This is a genomic window from uncultured Sphingosinicella sp., assembly GCF_963974575.1.
Taxonomy (GTDB): Bacteria; Pseudomonadota; Alphaproteobacteria; order Sphingomonadales; family Sphingomonadaceae; genus Sphingosinicella.
The window spans coordinates 25,283-44,376 of record NZ_CAXBBQ010000015.1; the positions used below are offsets into that span (position 1 = coordinate 25,283).

The 19,094-nt window shown below is 64.4% G+C and carries 17 protein-coding genes; 4 read left to right on the forward strand and 13 right to left on the reverse strand.

What is annotated here, in order from left to right; all coding sequences use genetic code 11:
• Positions 1 to 5: 5 nt before the first annotated feature.
• A complete protein-coding gene (traA, locus tag AAC014_RS17770) occupies positions 6 to 2,873 on the reverse strand; it encodes a Ti-type conjugative transfer relaxase TraA (protein ID WP_339711307.1) in 2,868 nt (955 codons plus the stop codon).
• 174 nt (positions 2,874 to 3,047) lie between these two features.
• On the opposite strand from traA, the gene AAC014_RS17775 reads away from it, so the two are divergent.
• Entirely contained in the window at positions 3,048 to 3,368 is a 321-nt protein-coding gene (locus AAC014_RS17775; protein WP_339711310.1) for a conjugal transfer protein TraD, read from the forward strand.
• 16 nt (positions 3,369 to 3,384) lie between these two features.
• Positions 3,385 to 3,600 (forward strand): conjugal transfer protein TraD, encoded by a 216-nt coding sequence (locus AAC014_RS17780; RefSeq protein WP_339711313.1) that lies wholly within the window; start codon positions 3,385 to 3,387, stop codon positions 3,598 to 3,600.
• 107 nt (positions 3,601 to 3,707) lie between these two features.
• Here the strand turns inward: AAC014_RS17780 and AAC014_RS17785 are convergent, their stop codons facing one another.
• From AAC014_RS17785 to AAC014_RS17840, 12 genes are all read right to left on the reverse strand, one after another.
• The gene (locus AAC014_RS17785) at positions 3,708 to 5,042 is read right to left on the reverse strand and encodes an MFS transporter (RefSeq protein WP_339711316.1); all 1,335 of its coding nucleotides are present in this window, start codon (positions 5,040 to 5,042) and stop codon (positions 3,708 to 3,710) included.
• Between the two features lie 61 nt (positions 5,043 to 5,103).
• Positions 5,104 to 5,736, reverse strand: a complete 633-nt coding sequence (locus AAC014_RS17790) for a transmembrane anchor protein (RefSeq protein WP_339711320.1) — start codon at positions 5,734 to 5,736, stop codon at positions 5,104 to 5,106.
• 16 nt (positions 5,737 to 5,752) lie between these two features.
• Positions 5,753 to 6,475 (reverse strand): HupE/UreJ family protein, encoded by a 723-nt coding sequence (locus AAC014_RS17795; RefSeq protein ID WP_339711324.1) that lies wholly within the window; start codon positions 6,473 to 6,475, stop codon positions 5,753 to 5,755.
• 16 nt (positions 6,476 to 6,491) lie between these two features.
• Positions 6,492 to 9,734, reverse strand: a complete 3,243-nt coding sequence (locus tag AAC014_RS17800) for a CusA/CzcA family heavy metal efflux RND transporter (protein WP_339711327.1) — start codon at positions 9,732 to 9,734, stop codon at positions 6,492 to 6,494.
• On the reverse strand, positions 9,724 to 10,974 hold the full coding sequence (locus AAC014_RS17805) for an HlyD family efflux transporter periplasmic adaptor subunit (protein ID WP_339711330.1): 1,251 nt from the start codon (positions 10,972 to 10,974) through the stop codon (positions 9,724 to 9,726). The genes AAC014_RS17800 and AAC014_RS17805 overlap by 11 nt, the downstream gene beginning before the upstream one ends.
• Positions 10,971 to 12,254, reverse strand: coding sequence for a TolC family protein (locus AAC014_RS17810; RefSeq protein WP_339711333.1), 1,284 nt, complete (start codon positions 12,252 to 12,254; stop codon positions 10,971 to 10,973). Before AAC014_RS17810 ends, AAC014_RS17805 begins: the two co-directional genes overlap by 4 nt.
• Positions 12,255 to 12,316: 62 nt before the next feature.
• The gene (locus tag AAC014_RS17815) at positions 12,317 to 12,751 is read right to left on the reverse strand and encodes a hypothetical protein (RefSeq protein WP_339711335.1); all 435 of its coding nucleotides are present in this window, start codon (positions 12,749 to 12,751) and stop codon (positions 12,317 to 12,319) included.
• Positions 12,752 to 12,814: 63 nt separating this feature from the next.
• Complete coding sequence (locus tag AAC014_RS17820) at positions 12,815 to 13,525, reverse strand: Fe-Mn family superoxide dismutase (RefSeq protein WP_339711337.1); 711 nt, start codon at positions 13,523 to 13,525, stop codon at positions 12,815 to 12,817.
• Positions 13,526 to 13,538: 13 nt separating this feature from the next.
• Positions 13,539 to 14,939 carry a chromate efflux transporter gene (gene chrA / locus AAC014_RS17825; RefSeq protein ID WP_339711338.1) on the reverse strand — a complete coding sequence of 467 codons (1,401 nt, stop codon included), beginning with the start codon at positions 14,937 to 14,939 and terminating at the stop codon, positions 13,539 to 13,541.
• Positions 14,936 to 15,904 (reverse strand): chromate resistance protein ChrB domain-containing protein, encoded by a 969-nt coding sequence (locus tag AAC014_RS17830; RefSeq protein ID WP_339711340.1) that lies wholly within the window; start codon positions 15,902 to 15,904, stop codon positions 14,936 to 14,938. The genes chrA and AAC014_RS17830 overlap by 4 nt, the downstream gene beginning before the upstream one ends.
• Positions 15,905 to 16,816: 912 nt before the next feature.
• Positions 16,817 to 17,740, reverse strand: a complete 924-nt coding sequence (locus AAC014_RS17835) for a HEPN domain-containing protein (protein ID WP_339711342.1) — start codon at positions 17,738 to 17,740, stop codon at positions 16,817 to 16,819.
• 84 nt (positions 17,741 to 17,824) lie between these two features.
• On the reverse strand, positions 17,825 to 18,226 hold the full coding sequence (locus tag AAC014_RS17840) for a sigma factor-like helix-turn-helix DNA-binding protein (protein ID WP_339711344.1): 402 nt from the start codon (positions 18,224 to 18,226) through the stop codon (positions 17,825 to 17,827).
• A 471-nt stretch (positions 18,227 to 18,697) separates the two neighbouring features.
• On the opposite strand from AAC014_RS17840, the gene AAC014_RS17845 reads away from it, so the two are divergent.
• Together AAC014_RS17845 and AAC014_RS17850 are read left to right on the forward strand one after the other, a co-directional pair.
• On the forward strand, positions 18,698 to 18,904 hold the full coding sequence (locus tag AAC014_RS17845; RefSeq protein ID WP_339711346.1) for an AlpA family phage regulatory protein: 207 nt from the start codon (positions 18,698 to 18,700) through the stop codon (positions 18,902 to 18,904).
• 3 nt (positions 18,905 to 18,907) lie between these two features.
• On the forward strand, positions 18,908 to 19,090 hold the full coding sequence (locus AAC014_RS17850; RefSeq protein WP_339711348.1) for an AlpA family phage regulatory protein: 183 nt from the start codon (positions 18,908 to 18,910) through the stop codon (positions 19,088 to 19,090).
• The last annotated feature ends 4 nt before the right edge of the window (positions 19,091 to 19,094 follow it).

Genomic DNA, 19,094 nt, shown 5'->3' on the forward strand with positions numbered 1-19,094 from the left:
TGAGCCTAACGGCTAAGCCCGCGCCCGCGCGAGAGGCCGAACCAGTCTGAGAGCTCCCGGGACAGCCCGCGTGCCGGTTCCATGCCGATGCCGAGCCCGAGCTCGCGGGCGCGTGGTCGAAGCAGTGATTCCATCTGCGCGTCGCGCTCGAGGCTCTTGGCGAGTCCGGCCATGCCGGCGTTGATCTTCGGGAGCTTGTGTTCCTCGCCCCAGAACCTGGCGTGCTCCTGCTGCTTCCGCAGCCGGGTCCATTCGGCGACGAACCGGTCGGCACGGTACGCGGGATCGGTGCGGACACGCTCGGCCTCGTCGAGGATAGCGCGCGCCTGGCGCACGTCGCCGCGCGCCATGGTGTCGAGGAGCTTCAGGTCCGCGCGCCATGCATTCCGAAGGTCGCGCGCCGCGCCGGGGCGGATGGCATCGAGCGCGGCCTCGTCGCGTTCGTGCATGGCGCGCAGGCCGTCGCTCATCGGCACGCCTGCGATGCCCATCTCGCGGACCTTGTGCACCGTGCGCGCATACTGCTCGACCGCCGGCTCCAGCTGGGGTTTAGGAGGTGTGAGCGGCTCGGCCTTGAGCTGCAGCCCCTCGAACATGTCGCGGACCTTGACCGCGATCTCTTTGACCCGTTCCTTGAGCGTGATGCCGCGCCGGGCCGCGAACGCTTCCCCCTTGTCTGCGACCGGCCCATAGTCGCCGACCATGTCCTTGCCGCGGTCGCGCCCGAGTGTGCGGATCAGCAGCTGCTCGTTTTTGAACGTCTCCTTGCCGTAGTAGAGATCTACGCGCTCCCTGTGGCGTGAGAGCGCCACATAGGCGCCGTGCCGGTTCATGCCGCCTGTCGCCATCACATAGGCCTTGTCCACAGTGACGCCCTGCGCCTTGTGGATCGTGGCGGCATAGCCATGGTCGATGTCGGTGTAGAGCTTGGTGTCGAAGCTGATGGCTCTACCATCATCGAGCATCACCGCCATGCGGGCCGGACTCACGTTCTCGACGCGCCCAAGCGAGCCATTCTTCACCCCCAGGCTCTTCTCGTTCCGCAGGAACATCACCCGATCGCCGCGCGCGAACGGCTTGGGGCCCTTCGTGGTCTCGACACGGACGTCATCACCCAGCTGTTTGCCAAGCCGCAGGCGCTGGCGGGCGAGCGCGTTGAGCTCTGCGACGTCGGCACGCGTGTGCGCGAGGATCAAGCGGCTCTTCTGCGGCGCCGCTTTGCGGTCCTTGTCCCAGCGGTCGATGAGCTGCTTCTTGGCGTCGGCTTCGGTCGGCGATGCGTAGATGCGGTCATGCTCGCGGAGGGCATGGATCGCCTCCGCGGTTCTCCCGGTGGCGAGCTGACGCACGGCGTCACGTTGCCAGCCCTCATGCTGACGGCGGATCTCGGTGACCTCGACCCCGCCGTGTCGCTCGTGGATGCTGCGGAACGCCGCGCCCGCCTCGATCGCCTGCAGCTGCTCGGGGTCACCCACCAGCACCACCTTCGCGCCCACCTCGCTGGCGTGGCTGAGGACACGCTCCATCTGCCGCGTTCCGATCATCCCGGCCTCGTCGATGACGAGTACGTCGCGGGATGTGAGGTGTTCGGTGCCGTTGGCCCAGGCGTGCTCCTGCGCCGCGATCGTACGCGATGCGATGCGTGAGCCGCTTTCGAGGTTTTCGGCGGCGATACCAGAGAGCGCGAGTCCGCGCACACGGTAGCCGGCGTCCTCCCACGCTTCGCGCGCCACGCCGAGCAATGCCGACTTCCCCGTTCCGGCGTAGCCGACAATGACGCCGAGGCCTTTGGGCTCGGTCACATGGTCGAGCGCCGCGCGCTGCTCGGAGGAGAGCACAAGACCGCGGCGTTCTGCGCGCGCGACGGCATGGTCGCGGAACAGGTCGTGCACGGTGTGCTTACCCTGTATCTGCAAGCGCTCTGTCGCCTGTTCGAGCCGCTGCTCGGTCTCCAGCATCGCGCGGGATGTGAACCGCTCCTGCTCGCGTCCGTCTTTCCCGAGCGCCACGAGTTCGGGAGAGGCTTCGACCGCAGCGAGCACCCGGTCGAACTGGTCCTTGCCGTCGCTGTGCCGGTGCACGAACATCGCGAGCTCTCTTCGCGTGAACGTCGACTGGCTGTGGGTCAGCGCATCGAGCGCTACTTCAGGGTTCGCGAGGATACGTTCGCCGTTGGCGCGCGCGATGGCGTGGTGCTCGTCGAGGCGTTCTCCGGTAAGCCCCACATCAGCCATGCGCGACGCTGCCGGACCGATCTTGTTCTGCGGCTCAAGATCGATGCCCTGTGCCTCGAGGCTGCGGTGATCGACGGTGATGTCGATGTCGCGCTCGGCGAGTGCGCGGTTGAGGTGTGCTGCCCAGGCCTCGCGCCAGTGTTCGAGAAGCTGTGTGCTGTTCCAGTCGCGCACCTTCGCGCCGAAGCCGTTCTCATCCACTTCGCGCATGGTGAGCATGACGTGGGCATGGGGCTTTGCGAGCCCATCGGCGCCGATGTCCCAGTGGACATTGAGATCGGCGCACATGCCGCGTTCCACGAACTCACGGGCGACGAAGTCGCGCGCCACACGGATCGCGTCCGCTTGTTCCAGTTCCCTTGGCAGCGCAAACTCGACTTCACGCGCGAGCTGCGCGTCCTTGCGCACCTCGGCGGCCTCGACGGCGTTCCAGAGCGCTTCGCGATTCCGAAGCAGCTCGGGAGCGTTCTCCGGCAGCATCACTTCTGAGTGGATGACGCCGGCCTTGTTGGTGAAATCGTGATGGCGATCGAGGTGCTGGTCGTGGAGCCGCGAGGCAGAACGGTAGGCGGCGGACGCAAGCGCGCTCGCGCCGGTACTCCGGCTGATGACCTTCGCGCTGAAGTGATAGATCGCCATGAGGGCTATCCATCTACACCCCGAAAGCCACGTCGGCACGACGTATAAGCGCGCCCTCACAAGATCGAATCTCGCGAGGGACCGGGTGATCTCACACAGGTTCGGCCTCTTTACCGCGCGCCAGAACGACTCGTAGCGTCGGGCACATCACTGCAAACGGAAGGACTCCATCCCATGCGCAGGCCCCGTGACTATGATGCCGAGATGAAGCTGCTCGCTGAGAAGACGAAGGCGCTTCAGGACCGGAAGCTTCGTGAGCTTGGGCAGCTCGTTACCGCGACCGGCGCAGATAGCCTCGGGGCCGATGTGCTCGCGGGTGCGCTGGTCAAGGCCGCCGCGACCACCGACATGGTGCAGAGGGAGGAGTGGCGCACCGCGGGCGCCGCTTTCTTTCTGCGCGGGAAGCACGCTGACGGCACTGCGAAGGACACTCCGCGCCGAGGGAAGGCTCCGGGTTCTGCTGAGCCGGCTGCAAGCTCGGCGGGCGCGGGCTGATACGCGAGACTGGGTCGTGAAGCGCCGTGAACGGACGCGCAGGCTCATTGAGCTGGGCGGGCTCGTCGTCAAGACCGGGCTCGACGTTCTCGTCGATGACGACCGGGCGGCGATCTACGGGGCGCTGCTCGGGCTCGTGCAGCAGGTGGACGAGGAGCAGCGCGACGAGGTCGTTGCGCTGTGGCGGCGCAAGGGGAAACGGGCGTTCGAAGCCGAGCAGAACCAGACATGACATCGACTTCGCACCCGCTTTTCTGAGCTGGTCACATCCGGGAAGCGGAAAAATCGTTGCAACAAGCATCCTGCATTCGACGAACCAAACGTAGCATGCGTCTGTAATCAGTGATCAGGCCAACTGCGGTGCAGCTCATCAATGATGTAAGGATGCCCCGCGGTGCCTCCGGCGTGTTCTTTTCGAAGATGCGGATGGTCGGCGGACAAGTCGTCGTGACGATGCTCGATGATTTCGGGATCCTTCCGTGGCCAGATCCACCACGCGACCAACGTGCCGACGAACGCCATCGCCGCGCTTGCGCCGAACGCCGCGCCCATGCCGGCGCGGGCGCCTATCTGGCCCGCGAGGGGATAGGCGATCAGCCAGCAAACATGGCTGAGCGCGAACTGGGCCGCGAACAATGCCGGGCGGTCCTCTGCGCCTGACGAACGCCGCAGCAGCCGTCCGCCTGGCGTGATGCTCGCAGCGTAGCAGAGCCCCAGCGCGAACCAGCCCGCGAGGACGATCGGCCAGTGGCCCGGAGCGTTGGCAAGCGACCATGAGGCGGCAAGCAGTGCGAGCACGACACTCATGCAAGCTGCCGCGGCGATCATGACGCTGCGGTCCGTCGTGCGGTCGAGAAGGCGCGGCAGGAGTAACGCTGCGATCATTGAGCCGCCGCCGAAGGCTGCAAACGTGATCGCAACCTCGCTTTGACCGAGTCCAAGCGCACCGCGAACGAGCACCGGCGTGTTGACGATGACCATTGCGCTCGCTGCGGCAGCAGCAAGCGTAACGGCGAGAAGGCCGCGCAGGCGGGGGGTCTTCAGATATTGACGGGTGCCGCGCGTCGTCCTGTCGTAGATGCCGCCGCTTGCGGGTTTCGCTTGGGCCTGCGGAAAGGTCACTGAGAGCACGAGCAGCGCCGAGGCGGCAAAGCCGATCGCCGTGCCCGAGAAGAGCCAGTGGAAATTCATGATGCCGAGCAGCGCCGCAGCGAGCAGCGGGCTTGCGAGGCTTTCCATGTCATAGGCCAGCCGCGAGAGCGACAGTGCTTTCGTATACGCCTTCTCGTCGGGCAGGACATCGGGGATCGTTGCCTGGAAGGACGGCGTGAACCCCGCCGACGCGGACTGGAGAATGAATATCAGGATGTAGATCTGCCAGACCTGGTCGACGAAGGGGAGTATCAAGGCGACAAGTCCGCGAGCCACATCCATCGCGACAAGGAAGGTCTTCCTCGGCAGGCGGTTCGCATAGGCACCGACGACAGGAGCGATGCCGATATAGGCAATCATCTTGATTGCCATCGCGGTGCCGAGCACGGCGCCCGCATCCGCCCCCGCGATTTCATAGGCGAGAAGCCCGAGCGCGACCGTTGCGAGGCCCGTGCCGACGAGCGCGATGATCTGCGCGAGGAAGAGGTGGCGATACGTCCGGTTCGAAAGCACATCGAGCATGGCTTTGGTCCTTGCTGATGCCTCCGGCCGAGCCTGCCGGCCGGAGGTCACGCCTGCGTCCTCAGACGACGCGGCGAATTTCGCTATAGGCGCCTTCGGTACGCAGCGTGATGGTCACCGGACTCCCCGAGCGGTTGCGCCAGAACCAGCCATGCGTGCCGTTGAAAGCCGCGACGAGTTCGCCCTTCTCACCGGTCGACTCACGGCCTTTGCCGTAGCCATGATAGAAGCCGCGCGGCGCATTTTCGGGATCGCCGTGCGTATCGAAATGGACATGACCACCTTCAACAGACCAGTCGAAGGCGAGGCGCGCACCGTTCGTCATTTTCGCTTTGATCTCGGCGCCCTCGCCGGGCGCAAGAGCAAGCGTCATCGTGTCGGACCGCTGCGCGGTGGCACCGGTCGCCGTAGCGGCGGTTGCGGCTTCGGTCACAGCCGGCACGGCCGTCGGCGTCGGGACAATGGTTTCGGACACGGCCTCACGTGCCGCTTCTTCTGCGAGGTGGGTCTTGATCTCGCCCATCTTCGTCAGGCCGAGCTGTCGTCCGACGCCGGTCGGGTCGATCGCATATTCGCTGGGAAGAACGATTGCGACCAGAATCGCACCTGCACTGACGATGGCGAGACCAGTTGCGCGAAGGAGCTGGCCGGTGGTCGGCAGGTCTTCAAGGCGGGGGCGCTGGGAATTGAACATGGCGGATTCCTTTGAATTAGCTGATTGCGTAGCCAGCGAGCTGGTAGCCGACGAGCACGAAGCCCGCGGTCATCAGCAGCACATTGGCGGCGAAGGCGTGACGCATGAAACTCGAGGTCCGGCGCCAGTAACCCATGAGGATGAGAATTGCGGCGAGCGCGAGCAATTGCCCGATCTCGACCCCGATGTTGAACGCAAGGAGGTTCGGGATCAGCCCATCGTTCGCGATCTCGAACTCGATGATCTTCGTTGCAAGGCCGAAGCCATGGAAGAATCCGAAGATCAGCGTCGCGGCCCTGGTGTCCGGCTGAAAGCCGAACCAGCGCTGAAAGGCGCCGAGATTGTCGAGCGCCTTGTAAACGACCGAGAGGCCGATGATCGCATCGATGATATAGGCGTTGGCGCTGATGCCGCTCAGGACGCCAAACAGCATCGTCGTCGAATGACCGATCGCGAACAGCGTTACGTAGAGGCCGATATCCTTCATTCGGTAAAGGAAGAAGATGACCCCGAAGAGGAAGAGCAGATGGTCGTAGCCGGTGACCATGTGCTTGGCGCCGAGATAGACGAAGGGCCAGAAGAGGAAGCCGGTGCTTTCCTGAATATAGCCCTTGTCGCCTTCGGCGACATTATGTGCCCAGGCCTCCGCGCCCGCAGCGAGGGTCAGGAGGATCAAACTGACGGCGAGCAGGAGCCTCCGGGTGGACATCCACGGCGGCGCGATCGTGCGAGTAAACATGCAATAGTCTCCTGAATTACTGAAAGGACCGTGCGGGCTCGGTCGGCGGGACCGCGTGCTTCCCGGCCGCACGGCCATGCACCATGCGGTAGAGCGCCGGCAGCACGAGCAGCGTCAGGATCGTCGAGGACACGATCCCGCCGATCACGACCGTCGCCAGCGGCCGCTGCACCTCCGCACCCGCGCCGACGTTGAAGGCCATCGGGACGAACCCGAGGCTGGCGACGAGCGCGGTCATGAGCACCGGACGCAGACGGGTGAGCGCGCCTTCGCGGATCGCTTCCTCCAGCGCCGCACCGCTTTCACGCAGCTGGCGGATGAAGCTCAGCATCACGACGCCGTTCAGCACCGCAACGCCCGAGAGGGCGATGAAGCCCACACCCGCCGAGATCGACAGCGGCATGTCGCGGATGAGCAGCGCGGCAACGCCGCCGGTGAGCGCCAGCGGCACCCCCGAGAAGACGATCGCGGCATCCCTGCCCGAACGGAACAGCGCATAGAGCAGGCCGAAGATCAGCAGCATTGCCGCCGGCACCACGATCTGGAGGCGCTTCGCCGCCGAGATGAGCTGCTCGAACGTGCCGCCATAGCTGATCCAGTAACCGGAAGGCACCTCGACTTCTGCCCCGACCCTGGCCTGAAGGTCCTCGACGAAAGAGCCGAGATCCCGTCCGCGGACATTGGCCGTCACAACGACACGGCGCTTGCCGTCCTCGCGACTGATTTGGTTGGGGCCGATGACGACCTCCACCTTCGCCACATCCGCGAGCGGCACGAAGCCGCTCAGCCCCGTGTCGAATGCCGCGTCCATCGTGCCCGCCGCAGAGGCGCCAACGGTGGGCAGCGGGATGCGCAGACGGCCGATCTCGTCGATCCGTTCCCGCGCTTCCTCGGGCAGGCGCACGATGATCGGGAACCGCCGGTCACCCTCGAATATCTGCCCGGCCTCGACGCCGCCGATGGAGATGGCGACGACATCCTGGATATCAGCGACATTGAGACCGAAGCGGGCGAGCGCCGCGCGGTCAGGCGTGATCTGCAGCACCGGCAGACCGGTGACCTGCTCGACGCTGACATCCTGCGCCCCTTCGACGCTCGACGCGACGCCTTCGATCTGCTGCCCGACTTCGAGCAGCGTATCAAGATCGTCTCCGAACACCTTGACCGCGACATCGGCCCGAACACCCGAGAGCAGTTCGTTGAAGCGCATCTGGATTGGCTGGGTGAACTCGTAGTTGTTTCCCGGGATTTCAGCGACGGCCACCTGCAGTTCGCGAACAAGCTCCGCCTTGGGCTTGCGCGGATCAGGCCAATCCTCCCGGTCCTTCAGGAAGATGAAGGTGTCGGCAACCGATGGCGGCATCGGATCGGTTGCGACTTCCGCCGTGCCGATCTTCGCCACCACCCGGTCGACCTCCGGAAACTGCTTGATGCGTGCCTCCAGGGCGGCCTGCATACTGATCGCCTGGCTGAGGCTGGTGCCGGGGATGCGCAGGGCATGAAGCGCGATATCGCCCTCGTCGAGGTTCGGCACGAACTCCGACCCCATACGGCTCGCGGCGAGGCCCGAGATGAGCACGAGCCCGACCGCACCCGCCACGAAAAGCGTTCGCAGCCGCATCGCCTTGTCGAGCGAGGGCGCATAGATACGCCGCGCCCAACCCATCAGCCGGCTTTCCTTTTCCTCGACCTTGCCCGTGACGAACAGCGCGACCGCCGCCGGTACGAAGGTGAGCGAGAGAATGAGCGCCGCGCTCAGGGCCATCACGACGGTGATCGCCATCGGATGGAACATTTTCCCTTCGACGCCCGTGAGCGCGAAGATCGGTACATAGACGAGCGCGATGATCAGCACGCCGAAGAGCGACGGACGAATCACCTCCGACGTTGCCGAAGCGGCGAGGCGGAAGCGCTCTTCCCGATCAAGCAGGCGACCGAGTTGGTGTTGTGCTTCGCCGAAACGCCTGAGGCAATTCTCGACGATGATTACCGCCCCGTCGACGATGAGGCCGAAGTCGAGAGCCCCGAGACTCATGAGGTTTCCGGACACGCCTCCACGGACCATGCCGGTGATCGTCATCAGCATGGTTATAGGGATGACCGCCGCCGTGATCAGCGCCGCGCGGACATTGCCGAGCAGCAGGAACAGCACGACGATGACGAGCAGCGCGCCCTCGAGAAGGTTTTTCTCGACGGTCCAGATCGCGCGCTCGACGAGATCGGTGCGATCGTAGATCGGTACGGCTTTCACACCGCCCGGAAGTGCCTTTGCGGCTTCCTGAAGCCGCTGTGCCGCGGCGCGCGCGACGATGCGGCTGTTCTCGCCCGCGAGCATGAAGACCGTGCCGAGCACGACTTCCTTGCCATTCTCGGTCGCGGCGCCGGTACGCAGTTCCTCGCCGAGGTTGATGTCTGCCACGTCGGCGATGCGGATCGGCACGCCGCCGCGGTTGCTGACGATGATCATTCCAAGGTCGTCGATGCCCGCGGCCTGTCCGGGCGTGCGGACGAGATATTGCTCGCCGTAGCGCTCGACATACCCCGCGCCGCGATTGTCGTTATTGCGCTCAAGTGCGCGAACGACGTCGCCGAGCGTCAGCCCATAGGCAGACAGTCGTGCGGGGAGCGGGGTCACATGATACTGGCGTTCGTAGCCGCCGATGCTGTTGACCTCGGTCACGCCGGGCGTGCTCCGAAGCTGCGGCCGGATCACCCAGTCCTGCAACGTCCGCAAATCCTCGGGCGTATAGGCGGTGCCGTCGGGTTTCTTCGCGCCCGGCACGGCTTCGAGCGTATACATGAAAATCTCGCCGAGGCCGGTCGCGATCGGCCCCATTTCCGGCGTGACGCCGGGCGGGAGTTGTTCGCGTGCCGATTGCAGCCGTTCATTGATGAGCTGACGGGCAAAATAGATGCTCGTTCCATCCTCGAAGACCGCAGTGACCTGGCTAAGCCCATAGCGCGAGACCGACCTTGTATATTGCAGCCCCGGCAAACCGGCGATTGCCGTCTCGACCGGGAAGGTCACGCGCTGCTCGGCTTCGAGCGGAGAGAAACCCGGCGCCTCGCTGTTGATCTGCACCTGAACATTGGTGATGTCGGGCGTGGCGTCGATGGGCAGCCGCTGGAAGCTCCAGACGCCGATTGCACAAAGCAGTGCGACCATCGCAAGAATCGCCCAGCGGAACCGGATCGCACCTGTGATCATCCGCTCGAGCAAGGGCGTTTTTCCCTGCAGCGGTGCTGTCTCAATGGTCATGGCTCGCCCCCGATTTCTCAATGTCGGCGCGGATCAGGAAGGCACCGTCGACGACATAGACCTCGCCCGGCTCAAGCCCGCCGAGCACTTCGGTCCACTCAGGCGTGCGGCGCCCGATTTCGAGCATCCGCACCTCATAGGTGTTGCCGACCTTCGCGAAGACCACCTCGAAGTCGCGGAAGCGCTGGATCGCCTTCGTCCGTACTGCGAGCGGCACGTTCGATTGCGCCACCGCAAAGCTGCCCTCGACGCCCATGCCCGGGCGGAACACACGCGAGGCGGATGGCGGCAGATGAACATGGGCAATCATCGTCTGACTCGCGACGTCGGCCGTTGGCAGGATCGCCTCGACCTCGCCTTCGAAGCGCGCCTCACCCGACAGGCTGCGGAGGTTCACCGACTGCCCGACGCGGACCCTTTCAGCATCACGCGGATAGACGAAGAATTCGGCATGGAGCTTGGTCGGATCAGCGACGACGAAAAGCGCGCGGTCACCGGTCGTATCGCCGACGTTGACATTCTTCTCCACGATCGTGCCGCTGATCGGCGCTGTGATCGCGTAGGTCTGGAGCGAATGACTCGACTCCACCCGCGCGAGAACGTGGCCCCGCGACACCTGCTGCCCAAGCTTGCCGCTGAGCGAGACGATGAGGCCCGGCAGGCGCGCACGCACTTCGCCCTTGCCCTCGGGTGTGATCTCGATCCGTCCCCCCATGTCGACAAGATCGCTGACCGTCGCCGGCCCCGCCGCTTCGATCTTGATGCCTCCGGCTTTGGCAGCCTCCGGAGTGATGACGGTACGCCCTTCATAGGAGGGATAGGACCATTTGTGATTGCGCCCGCCTTCCGAGGCCTGAACGCGAACGTCGAAACTGTGCGGTTCGGTGACGACACCGCTGCCCCGCAGAAAGTCTTCCTGCGGGGTAAAGCTGAAGCGATCGGTCTTGCCGCCGAGACGGCCCAGTTCGATCGTCAGCTTGACCTCCGACGGCTTGATCGGTTCGTCGTTCCGATAGGCATAGACGCGGAACTCGGGATCGACGCCGTCCTCGAAGATGGTGATCTCGAGCGCAAGATCACCGTCACGAAGCATACGGCCTCGATGCGGGCCGCGTTCATATTCGCCGGCGGCGACCGCAGCTTTTTCGCCGTTTTCTTTGGTCGGCGGGCCGTCGCTGCACGACGCCAGCAGCGCGACCGCCAGGAGGGGCAGCGTCCTCAACAAGTGCTTCGTGTTCATCGAACGGTCTCCAGGGTTGCGAGCAGGGGCGCGTGACGGCCGGCCAGCCGGTCGAGGCGCACGCTTAGAAGATGAAAGCGTCGAAGCAGGTCGACACGACGCGCGCGCGTGTCGTGGGCCACGGTCTGGGCCTGACTGAACTCAAGGAAGGTGAAAGCCGTGCCCCCGCGCGCGAGCCCGTCACGGATCAGCCGCACCGCACGTTCAGCGCTGGGAATCACGTCGGCGTCGATCCTCCTGATCTCGGCGGCGATCAGCCGGCGGTCGGCGGCGAGCTTGTCGATCTCCCGACTGATCTCGACGCGCGTCACGGCGATATCCGCTTCCAGCGCGCGTCGTTCGGCCTCGGCCCGCATCACATTGCCGCGATTGGCACGTTTGGCGCCGATCGGTATCGAGCCGCCGATCATCACGGCGACATCATTGCCATCGCCGAAATGGCGTAGCCCGATGCGACCGCTCGGGTCGGAGACATTGCCTGTTTCGGCCAGCTTGACCTTCGCGTCCACGGCCGCACGTTCCGCGAGGAGAGAGGCGATATCGGCGGACTCCCCGCGAGGTGGGACAGTGACGTCCAGCGCCTGAAATGTTGCCGGATCAAGTTTGAAGTCGCCCGAACCGCCCCACCAGGCCGCGAGGTTCGCGCGGGCGATCTGCGCTGTTTCGCGCGCCTGCTCCAACGCGATCTCGGCCTGTGCCACATTGGTCCGCGCCCGCTCGGCCGCGAACTGGGGATCGAGCGCGCCCCGCACGCGCTTCACCACATCGCGTTCGACATGCTGAAGGTCGGTCAGGCGGGCTTCGGCCACGGGTATCGCCGCTTCGGCGGCCAGCGCCTCGACCCAGGCCGCCTGCACGCGCGCGAGGCGATCGAGCAGGCGAACACTGTTTTGCTGCACCACGACTTCGACATCGGCGCGCGCCGCGCCGATGCGCGCTTCCCGCTTGCCCCCGCGCTCCCAGGTCCGCTCGTACCAGCCGGTCGTTTGCGGTCGGGCGAGCGACGAATAGGCACCGGTGCCCGCAAAATCCTCGAAATCGGCACCAATCACGTCGCGCGGCCGGACGTCAGCCTGCAATATGCCGGCATCCACGGCTTTGAGTCTCGCTGCGTTGGCAGCAACGGCGGGGTCGCTGCTTGCGACCCGGGAAAGAACCTCGTCCAGAGTTAGGGTCTGTGCCCGTGCGGGCTGCGCGGCTGCGGCCAGCAGAACGCCCCCGAAGAGCAGCGCTCTACGGACGGCACGCGCGCCGGAGCGCGCTCGATGTTGGAAAAACATGAGATAACAGCCTCGCTGAAAGGCGTGGAAACACCCCACGCCTCACGATGCGGCGCAGGAACTCAGGCGTTCAGCGGGGTTCTGGGAGGGCGCTCTTGTCCAAGCGCGCCAAGACCGGCAATCGGTCGGTCCGTGCGGAAGCCGTGCATTTTGCCTGAAAAATCAATATCCAGGTGACGCGCGAGACTTGGGAATATCAGACTGGCGCCATTGTCGCCATGATGATGGTGAGGACCACCGGCAAGAGGATCACCGGGCTGTTCACGCCCCGCCTCGTCACCATGATCATGGTGTGCGTCATGGCTTTCATGAACGGCATCGAATGAAAGCGTGCCAGGTGCCACATGCTCATGGCCGATTGTCGCAGATGAGGCGTGCTGGATGTTGTTCAGCGCTTTTGCAGGTACAGCCCCGGCGTACAGCAGCATGAGCGCTGCACAGAGTACGGCGATAAAGCGCCGCGCGCGAGAGGCGAACAGTTCGAGCACAATCGCCATGTACTCAGAGCGCCGCACATTGACAATACGGATGAGCGCCTGAGCCAAGTACCCCCACGTCAGTCAGATCACCCGCGCATAGCGGCGGTCAATCGCCTCCCAATCAAGATTACGGAACCAGGCATCGATGTACCGGGCGGCCTGGGTGCCGTAGTCCATGTGGAAACTGTGCTCGTACATATCGAGCACCAGTAACGGAACGCCGGCGGCGGCGCCGTGCATATGATCCCATGCCCAATGATTGTTGAGTGAGCGGGTATGCAGGTTGTAGGCGAGAATCGCCCAGCCCGACCCGCCGGCCAGACTCATGCCGATGCGGCGGAACTCGGCCTCCCAGGTTGCGAAAGAACCGAAGGCCGTCGTGATCGCGTCACGGATCGAGCCTGCCGCCACGCCGTTGCCGCCCAGCCCGTCGAAATAGATTTCGTGCAATACGACCGAGCCGGTGCGATGCAGCTCTTCGCGCTTGAGGCCGCCATAGATCGCGGCCGGGGCTTCACTGTCGACAAGCGCCGCCGCCAGACGGGGGCGGAGAGAGTTCAGCGTCTTGACCGATCCCTGGTAGTTGTTCTCCCAATGGGACCGGATCAGTCGTTCGGAAAGGCCGTCGAGCTTCGCCGGATCGAATTTGAGTGGCCTCGGCTGATAGCCGCCGGCAAAGGCGGACGCGAGGGCCGACGCAGGCTGCTGTGCTTCCGCGCTATCCATTGCGGTCATCGCAACGGCGCCCATTCCAAGGGTTTGCACGGCGGTGCGTCGTGAGATTTCGGTCACTGGAGCGTCTCCTTCAGGCAAAGAATACATAGGCCGCGCCGAGACCGGCGCAGGCCAGCAGCACCGGGATCATTCCGGCCTTGAAGCGGAACACCGCGATTGCCGCCCCGGCTGCGAGAATGAAGGCGGGCAGGTTGAGCGAGGCGAGCACCGGTGCATCGAACGCGCCGCCCAGGATGCTCACCGTCCGCACCTCGTTGAACAGCGTGTGGATCGCGAACCAGAGTGCGAGGTTCAGGATCACACCGACCACTGCCGCAGTGATTGCGCCGAGCGCGGCTGAAAGCGCCGGGTTGCCGCGCAGCCGCTCCACAAAGGGCGCGCCGCCGAAAATCCACAGAAAGCAGGGCACGAACGTTACCCAGGTTGTCAGGATCGCGCCGAGCGTCGCGGCGACCAGCGGATGCAAATCACCCGCATCCCGAAATGCCGCGAGGAAACCGACGAACTGGGTGACCATGATCAACGGCCCCGGCGTCGTTTCCGCCAACCCGAGGCCGTCCAGCATTTCGCCGGGCTGCAACCAGCCATAGGTGCCGACCGCTTCCTGCGCGACATACGCAAGCACCGCGTAGGCGCCGCCAAAGGTGACCACCGCCATTTGGCTGAAGAATGTCGCGATGCGCGCGAAGACGTCATCCGGCCCGAACAGCGCGAGCATCGCCGCGACGGGAGCCAGCCAAAGAAACAGCAGCGTGCCCGAGATTTTGAGCGACCATGCAAGATCGGGGCGGGCATGGTCGGGCAGCCCTTCGCCGAGCGCAGTGTCGCGATCGTGGACCACATCGCCGCTCGCCGGGCCATGCCCGCCGCCGACCTTGAAGGCCGGAACGCCAAGGCGTCCGCCGACATAGCCGCCAAGCGCGGCCGCCAGTACGATCAGCGGAAACGGCGCGCCGAGGAAGAAGATAGCGACGAAGGCCGCAACCGCGATCCCGCGCATCACATTGTTCTTTAGTGCCCGCGAACCGACCCGGACAACCGCCTGAAGCACGACCGCGAGGACCGCAGCCTTCAAACCGAAGAACAGCCCCTCGATCAGCGGCGATTGGCCGAGCAGTACGTAGAGGAAGCTGAGCCCAAGGATCGCGAGAAAGCCAGGCAGTACAAACAGCGCGCCCGCGATCAGGCCGCCCTTGGTCTTGTGCAGCAGCCAGCCAATGTAGGCGGCGAGCTGCTGCGCCTCCGGGCCGGGCAGCAACATGCAATAGTTGAGCGCGTGCAGGAACCGCTCCTCGCCGATCCACCGCTTCTCCTCGACGAGGATGCGGTGCATGACCGCGATCTGCCCCGCGGGGCCGCCGAAACTCAGCGACGCGATCCGCGTCCACACCCGCACGGCCTCGCCGAATGGAATGCCATGATCTTTCGCTGGCGTGGCAGCGCTCTCCTGAAGTTCGGTCGTAACGGTCATCGCTCGGTTTTTCGATTGCTGAAGAAGGCGTGGAACTGGTTGAGCGCGTCGCCTCCACTGGCAATGCGCTGGAGGTCATCGTCGGTCGACGCGCAAACCCCCGACAGCATCGCGCCGAGACCCGACGTCTCCGGGCGCCCGAACTTGCCGTCGCCAATGTCGAGATCGTGGATGATCTCGCCAATCGCGACGAGCGCCGGGTCGCTTTCCAGTTCGGCGCGCAGCAATAGGGTCTCGAAGCTGCACCGATCGCCTTCGTGCGTGAACTCTGCGTCCACCATATCGAAGCGCAGCTCGTCTGGCTGCGGTGCGTAGCTCTTGCCGTCGACGAACTTGAAACGTGCTTCGGGGTCGATGAACCGGCGGATCAGCCAGGCGCTGGCAATACGATCCACATGGACGCCGCGCCGCGTCACCCAGACGCGGTTCTTGAGGCCGGCGGACAACCAGGGCGTGGGCTCGCCTGTGCGGCCGACGTCGGGATGAACATGACGCTGCGCGTCCAGCTCACGCAGGGCTGCCTCGGCGTCCTGGCGACCGTGCGCGCCGAAGAAGTCCAGCCGGACGATTTCCGCGAGCCGCCGCTGGAGCTTGGCGATTTCCGCACCGGAGGACGGCCCTGTCTCGAGCAGGCGGCGCGCGGCCTGCGTCAACTCGTTATAGTCAGCGTCCCGTGACGCATCGAAAAGGCCGCGCAGATCGGCGTCACTCTGGCCCTCGATCATCCGCGCATCGATCAGGACCGCCTCGCCGCCGCTCGACACGATCTCGGCGAGCAGCTCGCGGAAGGCAGCTTCATTCTCTTCTTGCCGGGGCAGCACATGCACTGCGTTCTTGAGCGGCACTGCTCCGATCACCTGCAGGCGGCGCCAAATCTTCACGCGCAGGTAGGGTGGCTTCGCCGGAAGCTGATGGAGCAAGGCCAGCCAATGTTCGGACGCGGTTGAGGCATTCATGACGCACATGTATCATCACGAGATATTTTGCGAAACATACATATCTCATTTTAACCGCTACGCTGAGCGTAGCCCTTGCTAAACCTGCCGGGTCGCAGCAGGCTTCGGCACATGCTGGGTCATCGTCGTCCGAAAGATGGCCTTACGCTTTCAGGCTCGGTCCGCCTGCGCTCCGAGGTGATCGACGGGCAGGCGCGTGCCGGATTCAACAAGAGCGACGAACTGGGGAACCTGCGCACCGCGATGCCAGGGTCCGGCTCGACATGGAGAGCTTCGACCTCGTGTTGTGGGGCGGACAGCTCAGTAAGGCCGGGATGTTCGACACGGCGATGGCTGAACTGAACTATTTTCATCTCGGCGAACGCAATGCGCCGGGGCGCCTCACGCGCGATCGGTCACTCGATACCTTCGGTGGGCGGTTCATCACGAACCACAACCGGGGAAGATCAATCATGAGATCGAGGCGTTCTACCAGACGGGTCATATCTGCACATCACTAGCGCCCGCTGCGGCCCGGCAACCCGTCAGTGCGAGTTTCGTCCATGCCGAGGTGGGCTACAGCTTCGTTGGCCCCTGAGAGCCGCGCCTGTCGGTCGAGTTCGACCGCGCGAGCAACGATAAACCCGGTGGGCGCTTTGGCCGCTTCGATACGTTGTTCAGGATGCGGCGTGCCAACCTTGCGCCGGCCGGCCTCTATAACGCGGTCGGGCGCGCCAATATCCTGAAGCCAAGCATCCGCCTAGAAGCGACGTCGATCAAGCAGCTGGATGGATTCGCTGCTTATCGCGCGATGTGGTTCGCTGCTGACGAACGGCAAAGATCCTGGCGGCTATCGACGTAGTCGAACTGCACTGTCAGCGCCCGCTTAGTCACGATAGATGCCTTATGCCTGAAGGCGGTACAGGCCGGCATCGGCCAAAATCAGCCCTTCGCTTTCGCTTCCAACTCGGCGATGCGCTCGCTGCACACGGCATGGACGACACGGCCGAGCTCCTCGACCTGCTCGCCGAGCCACGTGAGTTCTTCCTCGCTGATGCGGTAATGCTTCGAGTAGCGTGCCTTCACATAGGCCTGCTTCAGCTTCTCGAACATCGCGCGCTGCTTGCGGTTCTCCTCGGGCCAGACGTACATCAAGCGCCGGTCGATCAGGTTGGCCTGCGACCGCAGAAAACCAAGGTTGTGAACGTGAGGGGTATAGAACGTGCAGACCAAAAGAACGCAGTGATAGAGGCGTTCAGCAGCTTGGTGCAGTTGGAAGGCCGCGTTGTTCCGTCGGCCCTTTTCAAGATTGAACTTGTAGTTGTCGAAGAACTCGACGCCGCTTGGTAGCCACTCATCGAAGTATTCGCGCGCCATCTTGAGCGCATCCTTCGGCGTCTTTGGCTTCGGCGTATGCAGCACGCTGTCGTCGCTCTGGTAGAGCGCGATGCCATCCTTCGCGACATCCATGAAGAAGTAGCGGCCATGGGCGAGGCCGTCGTTCACCTCCTGGAGCGTGTGCACGATGAAGTTGACCGGCGTCTTCAAGGTCTTGGTGATGCCGTACTCGCGGTGGAAGCGTTCCTCGGCCTTCGCCCAGTATTTCACATAGTCGGTGAGGCGTTTGTCGTTGACGATGACGAGGAGGTCGAAGTCGGACTTGTAGCCCTTGGCGGTGTGCGGTTCGTCGACCCAGCCCCCGCGCGCATAGCTGCCGTAGAGAATGACCTTGGAGATGCGGCCCTTTTTCTTCCACTGGTGCTGGGCGAGCGCGAGGACGTCATTGAACTCCTCGAACAGGATCTCGACGACACGCTCAAGCTCGCGCTGCTTTGCGGGCGGAAGATGATCGAGGCTCGTTCGCATATGAGACCTTCCTAGCAACTCAGACATGACTTTGCACTGCAAGAACAGGCTGTTGCCGCAGGTACGGGCACCGCAACCCCCTGATCAGAGGGTTGTAGCCTTGTGCAGCGCCACCAAGGCTGCCGCCATGCGGGTTTCCACCTCATGGGAGGTGAGGCCGAGCCGCAGCGCGATGCGGTCGCCCGGCAGCCCGTCCCAGGCAAGCTCCATGATCTGCTGCGATACCGGGTCGAGCGCTGCGAACGCGTCCCGGTAGGGCTTGCCGATCTTAAGTATGTGCCGGATGGCCTTCCGCATATGCCAGCGCACGCGCCACTCGCCGATGCCCAGTTCTGCGGCGATCTCGGCGTAGGCCTTGCCTTCGACCCTGTGGGCGATGAACACCATCAATGTCCGCTCAGGCAGTTTCCTGAGCCATACCCGCATGACGGCGTGACGATCCCGCTCAAGGGGCGCGCCGGGTTCAGATACAGACTTGCCGTTCATCATCCATCTCCTGCCAAAGCCGCAACCCCGGCCGGAGGGCGGGGGCGGGCGGCAGGAACGGGATCAGGCGGGCCGCATGAGGCGGCCTGCACCCGAAGGGCTGGAACGCGAGTGGAAGACCTGCCGCAGGCAGGTTGCAGGCCGGCGCGGCCCGCCTAAAGACCCGTGACGCCCGCTCCCCGCCGGAACAGACGGATCAAACACGCCGCGGGCAAAAGCCCGGCGTCTGATTCGCGCGCCGATCCGGCGCACGGGACATCATGGGACGCCAGACCCGCATCGCCGCGATCTGCCGTAAAAAAATTCTTTGGCGGCGAACTGACGTGCACTGACATCCGGTGACGTCCTGGGCGATCCCACGGGGCCGTTTGCGATGAGATGGCATCATTTCCGCCACTCTTGACGCCCGTACCGGGCTCGGCATCCTGGCCCGACTGGGGAAGCTGACAACCGCTCAAGGAAGGACCAGCCATGTCCCATGATCGCATCCTGCGCCTGAAGGCCGTTCTCGACCGTACCGGGCTCAGCCGCTCGACACTCTACAGGAAAATGCAAAGCGGCACGTTCCCGCGCCAGGTCCGGATCGCCACGCGCTGCACTGGCTGGCGCGAGTCCGCCGTTGCCGCATGGATGAAGAATCCGATGTTCTTCCATGTCGACGATCTGCCCGCAGAGTAGACTGTGCCGCAACTCACCGACAGGTTTGTTGGGATCGGTGACGTGACGCGGCGTACCAGCCTCAGCCGCACGACGATCGCGCGGAGCGTGAAGGCCGGATCATTCCCGGCGCCGGTCCGCTTCAGCGCGACCTGCGTCGGCTGGTACGAGTCCGAGATCGATGCATGGATTGCAGAGGTCCGCTAGCGGC

What these genes read in the sequence shown, in the direction of transcription:
- traA (WP_339711307.1), bottom strand. Translation starts at nt 2,873, where the DNA reads ATGGCGATCTATCACTTCAGCGCGAAGGTCATCAGCCGGAGTACCGGC.
- AAC014_RS17775 (WP_339711310.1), top strand. Translation starts at nt 3,048, where the DNA reads ATGCGCAGGCCCCGTGACTATGATGCCGAGATGAAGCTGCTCGCTGAG.
- AAC014_RS17785 (WP_339711316.1), bottom strand. Translation starts at nt 5,042, where the DNA reads ATGCTCGATGTGCTTTCGAACCGGACGTATCGCCACCTCTTCCTCGCG.
- AAC014_RS17790 (WP_339711320.1), bottom strand. Translation starts at nt 5,736, where the DNA reads ATGTTCAATTCCCAGCGCCCCCGCCTTGAAGACCTGCCGACCACCGGC.
- AAC014_RS17795 (WP_339711324.1), bottom strand. Translation starts at nt 6,475, where the DNA reads ATGTTTACTCGCACGATCGCGCCGCCGTGGATGTCCACCCGGAGGCTC.
- AAC014_RS17800 (WP_339711327.1), bottom strand. Translation starts at nt 9,734, where the DNA reads ATGACCATTGAGACAGCACCGCTGCAGGGAAAAACGCCCTTGCTCGAG.
- AAC014_RS17805 (WP_339711330.1), bottom strand. Translation starts at nt 10,974, where the DNA reads ATGAACACGAAGCACTTGTTGAGGACGCTGCCCCTCCTGGCGGTCGCG.
- AAC014_RS17810 (WP_339711333.1), bottom strand. Translation starts at nt 12,254, where the DNA reads ATGTTTTTCCAACATCGAGCGCGCTCCGGCGCGCGTGCCGTCCGTAGA.
- AAC014_RS17815 (WP_339711335.1), bottom strand. Translation starts at nt 12,751, where the DNA reads ATGGCGATTGTGCTCGAACTGTTCGCCTCTCGCGCGCGGCGCTTTATC.
- chrA (WP_339711338.1), bottom strand. Translation starts at nt 14,939, where the DNA reads ATGACCGTTACGACCGAACTTCAGGAGAGCGCTGCCACGCCAGCGAAA.
- AAC014_RS17830 (WP_339711340.1), bottom strand. Translation starts at nt 15,904, where the DNA reads ATGTGCGTCATGAATGCCTCAACCGCGTCCGAACATTGGCTGGCCTTG.
- AAC014_RS17835 (WP_339711342.1), bottom strand. Translation starts at nt 17,740, where the DNA reads ATGCGAACGAGCCTCGATCATCTTCCGCCCGCAAAGCAGCGCGAGCTT.
- AAC014_RS17840 (WP_339711344.1), bottom strand. Translation starts at nt 18,226, where the DNA reads ATGAACGGCAAGTCTGTATCTGAACCCGGCGCGCCCCTTGAGCGGGAT.
- AAC014_RS17845 (WP_339711346.1), top strand. Translation starts at nt 18,698, where the DNA reads ATGTCCCATGATCGCATCCTGCGCCTGAAGGCCGTTCTCGACCGTACC.